The 14,324-nt window shown below is 55.9% G+C and carries 13 protein-coding genes; 5 read left to right on the top strand and 8 right to left on the bottom strand.

What is annotated here, in order from left to right:
• Positions 1–24: 24 nt before the first annotated feature.
• The 5 genes from mrdA to RDV48_06520 form a co-directional block, all read right to left on the bottom strand.
• Entirely contained in the window at positions 25–1,830 is a 1,806-nt protein-coding gene (mrdA, locus tag RDV48_06540; protein ID MDQ7822437.1) for a penicillin-binding protein 2, read from the bottom strand.
• Between the two features lie 70 nt (positions 1,831–1,900).
• Positions 1,901–2,401 carry a rod shape-determining protein MreD gene (gene mreD / locus RDV48_06535; GenBank protein ID MDQ7822436.1) on the bottom strand — a complete coding sequence of 167 codons (501 nt, stop codon included), beginning with the start codon at positions 2,399–2,401 and terminating at the stop codon, positions 1,901–1,903.
• A complete protein-coding gene (gene mreC / locus RDV48_06530; GenBank protein ID MDQ7822435.1) occupies positions 2,398–3,207 on the bottom strand; it encodes a rod shape-determining protein MreC in 810 nt (269 codons plus the stop codon). The genes mreD and mreC overlap by 4 nt, the downstream gene beginning before the upstream one ends.
• Before the next feature lie 55 nt (positions 3,208–3,262).
• Positions 3,263–4,321, bottom strand: coding sequence for a rod shape-determining protein (locus RDV48_06525; GenBank protein ID MDQ7822434.1), 1,059 nt, complete (start codon positions 4,319–4,321; stop codon positions 3,263–3,265).
• Positions 4,314–4,943: a Maf family protein gene (locus RDV48_06520; protein ID MDQ7822433.1), complete on the bottom strand. Its 630-nt coding sequence runs from the start codon at positions 4,941–4,943 to the stop codon at positions 4,314–4,316. The genes RDV48_06525 and RDV48_06520 overlap by 8 nt, the downstream gene beginning before the upstream one ends.
• Before the next feature lie 125 nt (positions 4,944–5,068).
• On the opposite strand from RDV48_06520, the gene RDV48_06515 reads away from it, so the two are divergent.
• Positions 5,069–6,160, top strand: a complete 1,092-nt coding sequence (locus RDV48_06515; GenBank protein ID MDQ7822432.1) for a hypothetical protein — start codon at positions 5,069–5,071, stop codon at positions 6,158–6,160.
• A gap of 2 nt (positions 6,161–6,162) precedes the next feature.
• On the opposite strand, the gene RDV48_06510 is transcribed toward RDV48_06515, so the two are convergent.
• From RDV48_06510 to RDV48_06500, 3 genes are all read right to left on the bottom strand, one after another.
• Positions 6,163–7,212, bottom strand: a complete 1,050-nt coding sequence (locus RDV48_06510; GenBank protein MDQ7822431.1) for an RNA polymerase sigma factor RpoD/SigA — start codon at positions 7,210–7,212, stop codon at positions 6,163–6,165.
• A 73-nt stretch (positions 7,213–7,285) separates the two neighbouring features.
• Positions 7,286–8,290 (bottom strand): D-cysteine desulfhydrase family protein, encoded by a 1,005-nt coding sequence (locus tag RDV48_06505; protein ID MDQ7822430.1) that lies wholly within the window; start codon positions 8,288–8,290, stop codon positions 7,286–7,288.
• Between the two features lie 13 nt (positions 8,291–8,303).
• Positions 8,304–10,700: a S9 family peptidase gene (locus tag RDV48_06500; GenBank protein MDQ7822429.1), complete on the bottom strand. Its 2,397-nt coding sequence runs from the start codon at positions 10,698–10,700 to the stop codon at positions 8,304–8,306.
• A 187-nt stretch (positions 10,701–10,887) separates the two neighbouring features.
• Between RDV48_06500 and dapB the strand changes: the two genes are divergently transcribed.
• From dapB to RDV48_06480, 4 genes are read left to right on the top strand one after another with little or no spacing between them, the layout of a single operon-like run.
• A complete protein-coding gene (dapB, locus tag RDV48_06495; GenBank protein MDQ7822428.1) occupies positions 10,888–11,688 on the top strand; it encodes a 4-hydroxy-tetrahydrodipicolinate reductase in 801 nt (266 codons plus the stop codon).
• 5 nt (positions 11,689–11,693) lie between these two features.
• Complete coding sequence (locus tag RDV48_06490) at positions 11,694–12,053, top strand: metallopeptidase family protein (protein MDQ7822427.1); 360 nt, start codon at positions 11,694–11,696, stop codon at positions 12,051–12,053.
• A gap of 13 nt (positions 12,054–12,066) precedes the next feature.
• Complete coding sequence (locus RDV48_06485; protein ID MDQ7822426.1) at positions 12,067–13,092, top strand: aspartate-semialdehyde dehydrogenase; 1,026 nt, start codon at positions 12,067–12,069, stop codon at positions 13,090–13,092.
• Entirely contained in the window at positions 13,083–14,312 is a 1,230-nt protein-coding gene (locus tag RDV48_06480; protein MDQ7822425.1) for an aspartate kinase, read from the top strand. The genes RDV48_06485 and RDV48_06480 overlap by 10 nt, the downstream gene beginning before the upstream one ends.
• The last annotated feature ends 12 nt before the right edge of the window (positions 14,313–14,324 follow it).

The raw sequence follows: 14,324 nt of genomic DNA, 5'->3' as shown, positions 1-14,324 counted from the left end.
CCTCATTTCTTTCCTACTTTGGCCTCACTTTTTTCCTGTAAAATAGGCTTCCATGATTTTTCTTGCCACGGGACCGCACCATTCACCGCCAAATCCCCCTGATTTCTCAATAAAGACCGTCACCACAATCTCAGGCTTCCCATAGGGCGCAAAGGAAGTGAACCACACGTGGTTTCTCCCGCGGGGGTTGTCCTGGGTGGGAAAGTTTTCGGCGGTCCCTGTCTTCCCTGATATCTCGACAACGGGAGAGTTTGCCGAAGTGGCAGTTCCATAGCGCACGGCTCCTCTCATCCCTTCCCTGATCACGGCGAGATGGGCCTGGGAAACAGGGACTTTTCGCACTGCTGAGGGACTCTCCTCTTTTTCAAGCTTTCCTCCGGAGGTGATAATGCGCTTCACGAGATAGGGCCTGAATATCGTCCCCCCGTTGGCAACTGCTGCCGTCACTACCGCAATCTGAAGGGGAGTTACCCCGACATATCCTTGGCCTATGGAGAGATTAATCGTGTCACCGGCATACCACTCCTCGTGGAAAACCCTTTTCTTCCATTCAGGCGACGGGAGAAGGCCCGGGTTCTCTCCGGGGAGATCAACTCCCGTAAGGGAGCCTATGCCGAACTCCCTTGAATAGGCCAGGAATTTTTCAATCTTCATGCGATCTGCCAGCATATAGAAGACCACGTCGCAGGAATGGGCTATGGCGTCCACGAAGCCAATGCTGCCGTGGCCGCTTCTCACGAAGCAGTTGAATATGGAGCCGCTCACATCATATGAGCCGCGGCAGGAGAATCCTGAGTGCGCCGTCGCCAGGCCCTCCTCGAGCGCCGCCGAACCCGTTATCATTTTATAGGTGGAGGCACAGGGATAGGCGCTGTGGACAGGCCTGTTGAGGAGGGGGCATGAGCGGTCCTCCATCAGCAGCGAATACTCCTTCTGCGTGAGCCCCCGGGCAAAAAGGTTGGGATCATAGCCCGGGAAGCTTGCCATGCTCAGCACTTCCCCTGTTGTTGCAGAGAGCACCACGACAGCACCGCCCGACGGCTCGCCGTTTTTTCTCTGCACTGCCAGGACGGCATCACTGAGGGCCTTTTCGCTTACCTTCTGCAGATCACGGTCCAGGGTGAGGACCAGGGAGCTTCCCGTAACGGGCACTATCTCCCCCACAGTTCTCACCATTCTGCCTTCCACGTTTACCAGGACCCGGCGGGCGCCCTTGATACCTCTCAAGGTCCTGTCATACTGCTTTTCGAGGCCGTCCTTCCCGATGGTGTCGCCTATCTGGTAGCCCATGGGCTCTAGCTCCTCAAGCTCTCCGGTGCTTATTTCACCTATGTGGCCGATGATATGGCCTGCCAGGAGCTTTCCCGGATAATTTCGGAGAGGCTTCATTTCCATTGAGAGGCCCGGGCAGTCGCCCTGGATCTCGGCAAGTCTTGAAAAAGTGCGGTAATTTACTGCCTCCTTGACCATGATGGGTTCAAGGGGGGTTATCTGCACTTTTTTGAGGATTTCCCTTATTTCATCTTTCGAGAGAGAGATTTTTTCAGAGATTTTCTGAAGCACTGCCGAAGGATTCTGGAGCTCAAAGCAGAGGAGCGTCACGTTGAAGTGCATGCTGTTCTGCGCCAGTATGGCTCCCTTACGGTCCAATATGGTGCCCCGGTCGGCGGGTATGGGTATGGAGCGGACCATGTTCTCCTCGGCCCTCTGATCATAAAGGGCTCCCTTGTGGACCTGCATGTAGATGAGGCGCGCCAGGATGATAAGCAATCCCGCCACTACAAAGAGCCGCAGGAAAAGAAATTTTTTTCTGTCAATCTGGCTTTCCATGGTCTTCCCGTTCCATTCTCTTCAATATAAGCATCATGCCGCGGGGAAACCGGGCCGCAGGCACTTTTTTCTATTCAAAGGACGCTCTTGTCGAGATCGCGCGGGTGCGCACAAGAAAGCCCATGGGAATCGAGAGCACTACGTTCATGACAATGAGCGGCACAATGATTTCTTTGATATGATCAATGTTTTTCCCATGCCTCAGCAGGGCTCCCGACGTCACAAAGAGCACTGTGGAGAGCACCGTGGCCCCTGCAGCCACTGCGGCCGGCACAAAGTAATAGTCAGGATGAATCTTCTCCTTTACCAGCGCTGAAAGATAGGCCGTGAGGCTGTAGGCAAGGCAGAAAACGCCGGCAGTGCCTGTTGATACGAGGCTCATAATGAAGCCAGCCGCGAGGCCGAAAGCCACCCCGTCCGCGAGGCCGTTGAAGAGGCCGAGCATGGCGACCAGGATAAGCACCAGGTCAGGCCTGACGCCCCAGAGGGGAAAATAATGGAGAAATGAAGCCTGGAACAGGGAGAAAAAAAGCACGATGGCAAGGATCAGGTAAGTGCGCCTTCTGGTCATGATTTCCCCCGCACTACCAGGACCTGCCTGATTGAATCGGTGTTCACAAAAGGCTTCACCTTGGCAAAATTGGAGAGCCCGTCAACGGAGCCTTGTACCTTGGTTGTTTTCCCCACAAGAACTCCTTCGGGGTAGATATCTCCAAGCCCCGAGGTCATGACAAGGTTCCCCTCCCCGGTGAAAGTGATGTTTCTGATGTACTTGACTGTACAGTACTCAGACCCGTCTCCATAGAGCACGCCAAATGCCCCTGACTCCACTACATACACAGGTACGGCGCTTCTTGGATTGAGAATGGTCCGGATCGTGGCCGATCCTTCAAAAACAGCCGTCACCTGCCCTGCCAGGCCTTCAGGCACAATTACCATCATGTTCTTGGCGATGCCGTCCTTCTTTCCCTTGTTAATCTCGCAGCGATCAAACCAGTTTGTAGCATCTCTTCCCGTGATCTCTGCAGGGATTCCTCCGTCTTTCCATTCCTTCCTGAGGTCCAGAAGCTGGCGGAGCTCCACGTTTTCCTCCCTGAAAGCCTTCACCTGCTCAAGCTCGGCCTTCATCTGTATGGCGGACTCCTTGAGGGCCTCGTTCTCCTTTTTAAGGGTGGATATATGGGAGATGGTCTCAAAAAAATCATGGATGCCGCTCCCTGAAGCGTTCATCACCCCGTCAAGGGGCTTCGTCACCACTGCGGCAAAGCGGCGTGGAAAAGCCTCCTCGCCGCCGATAATAAACTGGAGTGCCATAAGCACGAGGGAGAATATGACGGCAAAGAGCAGAAGCCTGATGTTCCTGGAATGATTGTTCATAGCTTTCTTCCGGGACCGGTGATCTTATCTGTTCATGGCGCACTGACCGTGCATGCTATCCCTGGCGGCTGATCTTGCCTTTCTTTTGCTTGAATATGGCATTCATCAGACGCTGATCCTTGAAAATCCTCTCTATCCCGCGGGCAACGCAGAAGGCAGGTTCAGGCGGCACGCGGCACTTCAATTTCAGTGCATGAGTCAGCAGGACATCAAGGCCCTGCAGCATCGCTCCTCCCCCTGTCATCACCACGCCTTTGTCTATGATGTCACCCATGAGCTCGGGTGGTGTGAACTCGATGCAGTTCTTGACGAGATCCACGATGCTCCTGATGGATTCTATCAGGCACTCGTTTATATCGTCACTGTTGATGTAGATTGCCCGCGGAAGGCCGCTGGTAAGGTCGCGGCCCTTGACAGTGACCTTGATTGGCTCGTCAAGCTGAAGGGCGGCGCCAATATTCACTTTCAGGTCCTCAGAGGTATTGTCCCCGATGAGGAGATTGAATTTTTTCCTCACCATGGTCTGGATGGCTTCGTCCATCTTCTCGCTGGCAAAGGGCGTGGACCTGCTCATCACTATCCCGCCAAGGGATATGACAGAGACTTTCGACGAGGCGGCGCCAAGGTCAAGGACCACGCACCCGTAAGATTCCATGATCGGCACATCAGCCCCGATGGCAGCGGCGATAGGCTGCTCTACGAGGTACACCGTTCTTGCGCCTGCGATGCGGATTGCCTCCTGGACGGCCCGGCGCTCCACTTCAGAGATGTCGGCAGGCACTCCCAGCATCACGCGGGGCCTCAGGAAGCCGTAGTTCTTTATACGCCTCATCAGAAACTCTATGAAGAGCGAGGCCATCTCAAAGTTCCCTATGACGCCGTCCTTGATTGGGCGGATGATCTGTATGTTGCCGTGGTGGCGGCCGAACATTACCTTCGCGTCGCGGCCTATGGCGATAATCTTTTTCTTCTTGATATCATAGGCCACGTATGAGGGCTCGCAGAGCTTCACCCCCGTCCCCCTCGCTACCACGCAGGTCGTGGCGGTGCCGAGATCGATTCCCACGTCGGCAGAAAACCGGCTCATTATGGTATCCATGGTGATATTATTCATCAATGCCCCCCCTCCAGCCTTCCCCCTCCAGGCTGAAATGAAAGCCTGACGCTCTCATAAGCCTGACCATCCTCACAAGGGGAAGGCCCACGACGTTAAAATAGCATCCCTTGACCCTTTGCACAAGAAGGGCGCCCTTTCCCTGGATGCCGTATGCCCCTGCCTTATCCAGCGGCTCCCCGCTGGCAACATATCCCTCAATCTCCTTTGCCGAGAGCCTTCTGAAGGTGACGTCCGTCTCTTCGGAGCCCAGTACCTCTTTCCCTGTGTGGGTGTTGAGAACAGCCACGCCGGTGATCACCTTGTGGGTCTTCCCTGAAAGCCTTGTGAGCATCTGGCAGGCCTCCCTGCAGCTCCGGGGCTTGCCAAGCAGCTCTCCCTGCAGCACCACGATGGTGTCGGCGCCTACTATCACGGCATCGCCATTGACCATGGGCGACACTTTTCTTGCTTTCAGCAGCGCATTGGTCTTGGCAATCTCCTTCGGCGAGAGCGAAAGAGGAGCGCTGCCGGGAGCATCGCCCACTTCACGGGCATTGGGCTCCAGGACCTTGAAAGAGAGGCCTATCGTGGCGAGAAGCTCACTTCTGCGCGGAGATGAAGAGGCAAGCACAATATTCATCGCGTCCCCTGCCGCGGTCAATTTTTTGTAATTATAGCACAGACCCTTCACTTTGCCAAGAAGGAAGTCACGCTGCCGTTCAGAACTCTCTATAGGAATGATTCAGGGCAATGGAATGAGAAATCGTGGAGGATCAGTTGAAGGCACCATCCCTCTGTAAGAGGATTTTATCGGCTTGTATCCTTGTCCTCATCGCGGTGAGCTTCTGTGCCGCAGGGGAGCAGGGAACACCCCTTCCTCCCCCGGGAAAAGAGCTCTCCAGCGAGTGCCTTGCATGCTTTCTGGAATCATTTCAGCTCCTGAAAGAGTTCGGAGACAATATCTGGAAGGGTTTCGGGGGCATCTCGCCCCGCGTCAATATCATCACTCCCCATTACGAGTTCTTTTTTGGTGATCAGGCGGCCCCCCAGGGCTACCAGCTCTTTTCCGGGGACAGGTGCGCAGGGAAACCAATATATTACAAGAAAAGGGACTTTCCCCAGGAGTTTACCCTCACGGTGAACAGGATTGAAGGTAAACCAGCCCTCTATATCTCGTCAAAAGAGATTTTTGAAAAGACTTACCTGAAATCCCCTCTTTACAAAATTGCTGAAGATTACCTTTTTACCATTCTGCAGCAGTATTTTCACCTTTTCCTGGCGGCGGGATCTCTTGAAGGCAAGGTGCCTGACAGCCAGTTCGATCCCCAGGCCTTCCGGAAAATATATCCCTATCTTGACTTCACCAACTCCAGGCTCATGGAGATCGAAGGCGACGAGCTCCGCCAGGCCTACCTCGCCAGGGATGCCGCCGCAGCCAGGGAGCATCTCGTGAATTTCTTCAAGATAAGGGCCCTGAGGCAGAAAGAGCTCCACGAGGACACGGGCACAGACTTCTGCCTCTTTGAGAACTGGTCGGAATGGTATGAAGGCCTTGCAAAGTATACCGAAGTGGAATTCGCCAGGGCTCTCTCCCTCGCGCCCTATAAGCCCCTGCCTTCAATGAGGAAAGTGAAGAATTTTCGAGACTACCGCTTCGTGAGGAACAAGACATCCTTTGAGCTCTCGAGGCTGAAATCGACGCGCACCTCACTGGTCCACGCGGCGACAGGATTCACCGAGGCCCTTCTGCTGGACAGGCAGGAGATAAAGTGGAAGGAGAAGATTCTTGAGCCCGGTGTGTTTCCTGCAGACCTGCTGAAGCAGGCATTGAAAAAGCAGAAAGACTATTACGAGTAAGACTACATCCAGTCTTTTCTCTCCAGGAGCTTCCTCAGCTTCTTTATGGCATCGTCCTCTTTCTGGCGTACCCGCTCCTTGCTGATGCCGAACTCCTGGCTTATCTCCTGGAGGGTCCTCGCCACGCCGTCAGCAAAGCCGTAACGGAGGGCCAGGATCTTTCTCTCCCTTGAGGAGATCTTGCTGAAAATCTCCCCCACTTCCCTGTTGGTGAATTCCGGCGCCTTGCAGGCCTGGGCCGGGAGAAGGTCGCCTATGCATGTCTCCTCGTCGCCGACAGGCGCCTCAAGGGAGATGGGCTCATGGGCAATGCTTATGATTTCCATGAGCTTCTGGCATGACTCCTTTTCATGCTCCTTGACCTTGGCCCTGACCCTCCTGTCATTGAGGGGGAGGCAGGTGCCCAGGGACCTTGAGAGCTTTTTCCTTATATTCTCTGGAAAGACAGGGAAGAGCACCAGGCTCACCTCTTCAATGGTGGGGGCTTCGCCTCTCTCCTTGATGCTCTCGTTCACGATCTTCTGGTACTTTCTGTAGATTTCAAGAATGTGGACGGGGAGCCTGATGAGGCGCGACTGGTTTGCAATGGCCCTCAGTATGGACTGGCGGATCCACCAGGTGGCATAGGTGGCGAAACGGCAGCCTTTCCTGTAGTCGAACTTTTCCGCTGCCTCCATAAGCCCTATGTTTCCCTCCTGGATGAGGTCCTGGAAGCTCATGCCGGAATTGATGTATTTCTTTGCAATGTTGATGACAAGCCTGAGGTTGGATTGGACCATGGCCTCCTTGGCTCTTTCGTCGCCTTCGGCGATACGGCGGGCCAGCATTTCCTCTCTCTCTTTTGTGAGGAGATTGTGCTGATAGACATCCTTGAGATAGGAAGTGAGGGTGTTTACCTCTCCAGTAAAGCCCTTCCCTTTCTTTTGCAGGGGGGGAGGCGCCTGCACTTCGGCCGGAGCGCTTCTCAGGAGGTCAGGCTTGGCCTTGGGTGCATATAAGAGGGGGATATCAAAATCTTTTTCTTGAACTGTCTCAAGTGCAAACACCTGCATCACCTCACCTTCATCATACCCTCTGGCAAGGGAAAGTGCATCAGACCGTGGTATGATCCTCCCGGAACAAAAATCAACTTCCGGATGAGAGGAAGGAGAACTCCCCTTTCTTGGGGAAGAGCCCGAATATTCCCCCGCTGTGCAGGAAAAGGATCGATGAGCCCCTGGTGAACCTCCCTTTCTGAGCTTCCTTCAGGAGCCCGTAGAAAGACTTCCCGTTATAGACAGGGTCGAGAAGCAATCCGGTGGAGCGGGCCACGTCTCCTATCAGATCGAGCTCCTCGCCTGTGTTGATTGCATAGCCTCTCCCCACGTAGCCATCTATGATGGAGATATCCTCCGGCCTTACGTTGAAGGGGACACCATAAAGGCTTTCTGTCTCGCTTATGAGGGAAGTGATCCTGTTCTGGAAGTATTCCGCGTCATCGCAGACATTGAAGCCCACGACGCCCGTGCGGGGGAGGTAGAGCCTGCAGCCCATTATGAGGCCTGCCTGAGTGCCGCCCGACCCTGTGGCGCAGACAATATAATCAAATTCCTTCTGCTCGCCGGCACATTGCCGGGAGATTTCCCTTGCAGCCTCGATATAGCCGACGGATCCCAGCGCGTTTGAGGCCCCTTCAGGGATGATGAAGGCCTTCCGGCCCTTTCTGGCAAGTGAAGCGCCGATCTCTTCCATCAGTGACATCCGTTCGCTCCACTGGCTGCGGCTGATATAGATGATCGAGGCGCCAAGGAGCCTGTCCAGCAGGAGGTTGCCGTCAATTTCAGCAGGCTCCTCGCCGCGCAGGACAAGCACGCACTTGAGGCCGAGCCTTGCCGCGAAGAAGGCTGTGGCCCTTGCATGATTCGACTGGACTCCGCCGCACGTGACGAGGGTGTCGGCCTTTTCCTTCAGGGCAGCGGCAGCGAGGTACTCAAGCTTCCTGGCCTTGTTCCCCGTAGCGGCGCACTCGGTGAGATCATCGCGCTTCACGTAAAGCTTGAGGTGCTCCCCCGGGAGCACCGGGTACTTGAACTCCTCTATGGGGGTGGGAGTCCTTGCGAGAGTGATTTTTTCAGGGAAAGGAAAATCCATGGTGCACCTCTTCTCATTGATCAATAGTGATGACCAGGGGAGGAAAGCCCTCGATAAAGAGCTCTCCCCTGTCGGTTCCCGGGGGGATATCGAAAGTGAAGGTGAGGGGGAAGGCTCCCCGGGCCTCCTTCTCATTTTTCCCATAGGCCACCCGCAGGGCTCCTCCCCTCACCAGAAGGCTCTCGCCCATTACGTGCTGGGGTATCCCGCATGGATAGTATCTTTTTCCCTCCGCCACCAGGGATATGTCGCTTGATGCATCGGGAGCGATGGTGGCAGACATCTGGAAGGGCCCGGGCACCTCGTTTTCTATGATGGCCTTGAACTCTGCAAAGACCCCCGAGGGCCTGGTGCCGCTATACTGGTCAATTTTCTTTGCCGCCGTGATGGTGAGGATCTTCCCCCCATGCCGCAGGGAGCTTCCTGTGCGATAATGGCGCTGGTTTCCCGGGAGGTAGCGGTCAAACCATTCAAGGCTGCGCTCAAAGGCATCAATGAGGTGGTTGGGCTCCTCGAAGCCGTGGCCTTCACGGGGGTAGTGGACAAACTCCACTGTTCTTCCAAGCTTCTTGAGGGCTGTATAAAGCTCCTTGGAGTTTGAGATGAACGTGTTGGTATCATCATCGCCATGGAGTATCAGGAGAGGGGCCCTGATATTCTGCACATAGGAGATGGGGGAGCATTTCAGATAGGGCTCCATTGACTCCCAGTACCACTTGCCGATATAATCATGCTCAAAGGAGGGGATGCTGGAGTTGCTCATGTCACCGATGAGGCTGAATATTCCGTAGAGCGACACGCCCGCCTTGAACCGCGGGCTCTGCGAGAGCGCCCAGTTTGTCATGTAGCCGCCGTAGCTCCCGCCCGTTATCCCTATTCTTTCGCCGTCAGCCAGTCCCGCCGCCACGAGGGCATCGATACCGCTCAAGACGTCGTCAAATTCCAGGGCCATGAGATTTCCCCTTATCTCGGTGGCAAATTCCTTGCCGTAGCCGGCGCTGCCCCGGTAATTGGGGGCGAAGACCATGTAGCCCGCCTCGGCGAAAGGCTGGTATTCCCTGTCCCTGAGGGTATTGACGGCTCTCCCGTAAGGGCCGCCGTGAACCATCACTATGAGGGGGCAGGCCTTCCCCTTATCATAGGCGAGAGGCTTGACAAGGACGCCTTCTATCTCCCTGCCGTCCCTGCTCTTCCAGCGGAAAGGCTCCTGGGCGGCGAAGCGGGCCTTCATCAGCTCACCATTAAGGGAAGTGAGGGCCTTCTCCCCTTTGCCGTCCTTTTGATAAAGCTCGGGCAGACGGCTTGAATCCTCTTTCCCATACACTAGAAAAGATCCATCGCTGCTCACGGCAAAGGGGCCGTATTCAGCTCCTTGTTCCGTAAGCATGGTCAAGGCGCCTGTGGAGGCATCAATGCGGTAAAGTGGTGATGAGAGCCCCCGGTCTCCTGTGAAATAGAGCGCAGTGCCGCCTGCGGGCCAGCAGAAGGAGTTAACGCCGATGTCATGGGGCCCGCTTATATTTTTCACGGCGCCGTCGGCAAGGGCGGCGGTGAAGATGTCGTTCCTGGAATAGTCATGGTCAGGATCGCTGTAGCCAATGAAGGCGATGGCCCTGCTGTCAGGAGACCAGCATATTCCGAATTCCCTGCCCTGGCGCTCCGCGACTTTTCTCGGAGCCCCGCCTCTCCGGGAGATCACGAAAATATCTCTTCTGGCCTCGTCGTCGGGATCGCCCGTCCCATTGTCGGTGAATGCTATCAAGGATCCGTCAGGCGAGAAGGCCACCTCTTCCAGGCCGGCACCGCCATGGTAAAGCACCTTGGCTTCCCCCCCCTTCACGTCCTGCAGGCAGAGGGATATTCCCGGGCGGTTCTTGTCCACCTCGACGCCGTCATATTTCTCATCGGTCCGGTCTTTCCTGTACAGCTCCCTCGCCGGCGAGGGGGGAGTCTCGGCAAGATAGGCTATCGACGAGCCTTCAGGGGACCAGTCAAAGGACTTGACACCGCAGGACTCGCTTGTGAGCTTTTCTGCCCGCCAGCCTTCCCGCCTGAGGAGCCATACCTGGTCCACCACTTCACCATCATCGCCATCGGCTTCGGAGAGGCAGGCAAGCCGGTCTCCCCGGGACGACCACAGGGGCCTGGAGGCTGAGGACTCCGGGGGCAGCACCTCGATGACCCGGCCATTTTCAATGACATGGACTGTCGATCGGTACTCACTTTTTGAGAAGTCAGCCGTCTCGACAGAGAAGGCGACTGAGACGCCCTGCCTGGGAAGGGCCACTTCCCTTATGGATCTCACCGAGAGAAGGTCCCTGATGGTAAAGCCCCTGACTTTCCCGGAGGCCCCTGCGGATCCATGGACTGAGAGCGCCAGCAAAAGGATCAGAACAAGCTTTCTTGCCATATATCTCTCCTTTTATTTAAGTGGATCGTGATGATCCATATCTTCTCATTTCTCCGCCCCGGGGCAAAACCCTGTGCGGAGAGAACTGGGAGCAGCCTGTCAAGAGGCTTTTTCCCCGGCCTGTAGAATTATACCCAGAAGCAAGGAGGCCTGAGATAAAAGAAAGAAACGGGAGGAGAGCATGGCGATAAAGGTGGCAGTCACCGGCGCAGGCGGCAGGATGGGCCAGGAGACGGTGCGCTGGATATTGAAGCAGCAGGACATGGAGCTTGTAGGAGCCATTGAGAAGGGCCATCTTCCTGGCACCGATATCGGCAAGGTCGTCTCGGGTGAGGAATGCGGCATCATCGTTTCACACGATCTCAGGTCCATGCTCCAGAAGGAGAAGCCTGAATGTCTGGTGGACTTCACCAATGGGAGCGAAGCGCCTTCCAACGTGCTTGTCGCCATATCACACGGCGTTCCCTCAGTGGTGGGGACTACAGGGATCAAGGAGAGCGATATGGAGGAGATGAAAAGGAATGCCGAATCCAGCGGCATTCCTGTCCTGGTGGCGCCAAACTTTTCCATGGGAGCAGTGCTGATGATGCAATTCGCGTTGATGGCGTCAAGATACTTCCACCATGCGGAGATTCTGGAGCTCCACCACGACAGGAAGGTGGACGCGCCGTCAGGCACCGCACTCAGGACCGCACAGATGATGGCCGACAGCGGCCATGAGTTTTTCCCATGCAGGGCAAGCGATGAGAAGCTCCAGGGGGTGCGCGGCGGCGAGCACAGGGGAATCGCCATTCACTCCGTAAGGCTTCCCGGCCTTCTGGCGCACCAGGAGGTGATCTTCGGCGGCGAGGGAGAGGTCCTTACGATACGCCATGATTCCATGGCGCGGAGCAGTTTCATGCCTGGCGTGATGCTCGCCATCCGCAGGATCAGAACTCTCAGCGGGCTCACAGTAGGCCTGGAGCACCTGCTTGAGCTCTCCGGGTAAAGCCGATGGAACAGCGCCGATTTGAGCATTACATAGCCCAGGCCCTCCGGCAGCTCCCCGAGGAGTTTTCCCGTGCCCTTGACAATGTGGAGATCACGTGGGATGATAAGCCTTCCCCCTCCCTGGTAAGGAAAATGGGCGGAGGGTTCATCTTCGGCCTTTACGAGGGCGTGCCCCTTACGAGGCGGGACCAGGGATACAGCCTGGCCCTGCCCGACAAGATTACCATATACAAGAATCCAATCGAGCAGGTATACCGCAGCGAGAAAGAGATCATCGAGGAAATAAGGAGAACGGTCATCCATGAGCTGGGACACCATTTCGGCCTCTCGGAGCAGGAGATAAGGGAAGCCATGGGTGGCTGAGAGGAGAGATTTTATGAAGGATTATGAAGTTGCAGTGATAGGTGCCACGGGGCTCGTGGGCCAGGAGATGATAAAGGTGCTTGAAGAGAGGCGCTTTCCTGTAGGGAAGCTTCGGGCTTTCGCCACCGCGCGCTCGGCGGGGAGCACGGTGCTCTTCAGGGGAGAAGCTGTGGCAGTGGAAAACATAGAAGGCGCCTCATTCAAAGGTATAGAATTCGCCTTATTCTCGGGAGGCGAGATTGCAAGCACTGTCTATGCACCAGCGGCCGTGAAGGACGGGGCCGTGGTAATTGACAACAGCGCGTCATTCAGGATGGACCCGGAAGTCCCTCTCGTGGTGCCCGAGGTGAATGCCGGCGCGATGGCGCACCACAGGGGGATCATCGCCAATCCCAACTGCTCGACAATCCAGATGGTGGTGGCCCTCAAGCCTATTTACGATGCCGCAGGCATCACAAGGATAGTGGTCACCACCTATCAGGCTGTGGCGGGCACAGGCAAGGCCGCTGTCGAGGAGCTCGAGGAGCAGGTGAAAGCCGTCATTGAGAAGAGGCCCGTACAGCCTCAGGTCTATCCCCACCAGATCGCCTTCAACGTGATCCCCCAGATTGGGGACTTTGAGGCCGACGGCTATTCAAAGGAAGAATGGAAGATGATACTGGAGACAAAAAAGATCTTCGGTGACGACACAATAAGAGTGACTGCCACCACGGTGAGGGTCCCGGTGAAACAGGGACATTGCGAGGCCGTCAATATCGAGACCAAAAGGAAGATCACCGCCGATGAGGCAAGGCGGCTCCTCGAGAAGGCTCCGGGGGTAAAAGTCATCGACAGCCCCGGGCAGCACCTCTACCCGATGCCCCTGGACTGTGCAGGTGGCGATGACGTGCTCGTGGGAAGAGTGAGAAACGATCCCTCCATTGAAAAGGGCATAGACATGTGGATTGCCGCCGATAACCTCCGCAAGGGCGCGGCCCTCAACGCCGTGCAGATCGCAGAAGCGCTCATAGAAAGGGACCTGTTGAGAGCATGTCCATAATCATTCAGAAATATGGCGGCTCATCGCTGGCCACGGAGGAGATGCGCGAGGCTGTCGCGGAGAAGATTGTCCACGCAAAGCGCTATGGCTCCAAAATAGTGGCAGTCCTCTCGGCGATAGGACGCTACCCTGATCCTTACGCCACTGACACCCTCATAAGGAGGATAGAGGAGCATGGTGAGCCTGATCCAAGGGAAAAGGATCTTATCATGGCCACAGGGGAGATATTTTCCTGCATCACGATGAAGTCGATCATCCAGGCCATGGGAGAAGAAGCCGTCGTGCTCACGGGGTTCCAGGCCGGCATTGTCACCGACGGCACCCATGGGGATGCGAAAATACTTTCGGTAGATCCTTCCAGGATCCTGGGATTTCTTGAAAGAAACTGCATTGTGCTTGTGGCAGGATTCCAGGGCATTTCCAGGGACAAGGAGATCACCACCCTGGGAAGAGGCGGGAGCGATACGACCGCAACGGCCCTGGGGGCCGCCCTTGGCGCAGAGCGTGTCGAGATCTACACCGACGTGAGCGGCGTGATGAGCGCCGACCCTCGCATATACGGCGGCTCGCAGATTATAAGGGAGCTCACTTACCAGGAGATGGGAGAGATGGCAAACGAGGGGGCCAAGGTGCTCCACAGCAGGAGCGTTGACATCTCGTGGCAGTACCACGTGCCCCTCTGGGTGAAAGGAACGTTCTCCAAGGACACGGGGAGCTTCATTTCCTCGAGGAAAGGGGCCGCTATGGAGAAGAGCCTCATCTCGGGTCTCATCCACCGCACTGAGATAGACGAGTTCATCCTCATGCTTCCTCCCCTTGAGGCCAGCGGCACCCTGAGGCGCAGGCTTCTTGAGGAGCTTGCCGGGAAGAGGATAAGCCTCGATCTCATCAACTTCTGCTATGAAAAATTTTACTTTGTGACAGCACGAACGGACTCGGCTGCCGTGGAAGAATGCCTCCGGGCTTTCGGCATCTGCTTCAGCAAAAAGACCGGGATGGCCAAAATATCCTGCGTGGGAATGGGCATGAAAGGGACGCCGGGAGTGATGGCCGCCATCCAGAGAGCTCTCCACGCCGCGCACATAAGAATCTGGAGAAGCGTTGACTCATACATCACCCTCTCATGTCTCATTGACGAGGCTTCTCTTCCCTTTGCGCTTGAAGCGCTCCACAGCGCTTTCGGGATGGTGGCGAAAAGGGAGGAAGGAATAAAGGCGTGAAGAAGTGAACAT

Source organism: Candidatus Eremiobacterota bacterium (assembly GCA_031082125.1).
Lineage (GTDB): Bacteria > Vulcanimicrobiota > CADAWZ01 > CADAWZ01 > Ess09-12 > Ess09-12.
Note: the sequence above shows the minus strand (reverse complement) of the source record. Positions and strands in the feature narration are given on the sequence as shown.

What these genes read in the sequence shown, in the direction of transcription:
- RDV48_06505 (MDQ7822430.1), bottom strand. Translation starts at nt 8,290, where the DNA reads ATGGATTTTCCTTTCCCTGAAAAAATCACTCTCGCAAGGACTCCCACC.
- RDV48_06525 (MDQ7822434.1), bottom strand. Translation starts at nt 4,321, where the DNA reads ATGAATAATATCACCATGGATACCATAATGAGCCGGTTTTCTGCCGAC.
- RDV48_06520 (MDQ7822433.1), bottom strand. Translation starts at nt 4,943, where the DNA reads ATGAATATTGTGCTTGCCTCTTCATCTCCGCGCAGAAGTGAGCTTCTC.
- RDV48_06480 (MDQ7822425.1), top strand. Translation starts at nt 13,083, where the DNA reads ATGTCCATAATCATTCAGAAATATGGCGGCTCATCGCTGGCCACGGAG.
- mreD (MDQ7822436.1), bottom strand. Translation starts at nt 2,401, where the DNA reads ATGACCAGAAGGCGCACTTACCTGATCCTTGCCATCGTGCTTTTTTTC.
- mrdA (MDQ7822437.1), bottom strand. Translation starts at nt 1,830, where the DNA reads ATGGAAAGCCAGATTGACAGAAAAAAATTTCTTTTCCTGCGGCTCTTT.
- RDV48_06485 (MDQ7822426.1), top strand. Translation starts at nt 12,067, where the DNA reads ATGAAGGATTATGAAGTTGCAGTGATAGGTGCCACGGGGCTCGTGGGC.
- RDV48_06510 (MDQ7822431.1), bottom strand. Translation starts at nt 7,212, where the DNA reads ATGCAGGTGTTTGCACTTGAGACAGTTCAAGAAAAAGATTTTGATATC.
- mreC (MDQ7822435.1), bottom strand. Translation starts at nt 3,207, where the DNA reads ATGAACAATCATTCCAGGAACATCAGGCTTCTGCTCTTTGCCGTCATA.
- RDV48_06490 (MDQ7822427.1), top strand. Translation starts at nt 11,694, where the DNA reads ATGGAACAGCGCCGATTTGAGCATTACATAGCCCAGGCCCTCCGGCAG.
- RDV48_06500 (MDQ7822429.1), bottom strand. Translation starts at nt 10,700, where the DNA reads ATGGCAAGAAAGCTTGTTCTGATCCTTTTGCTGGCGCTCTCAGTCCAT.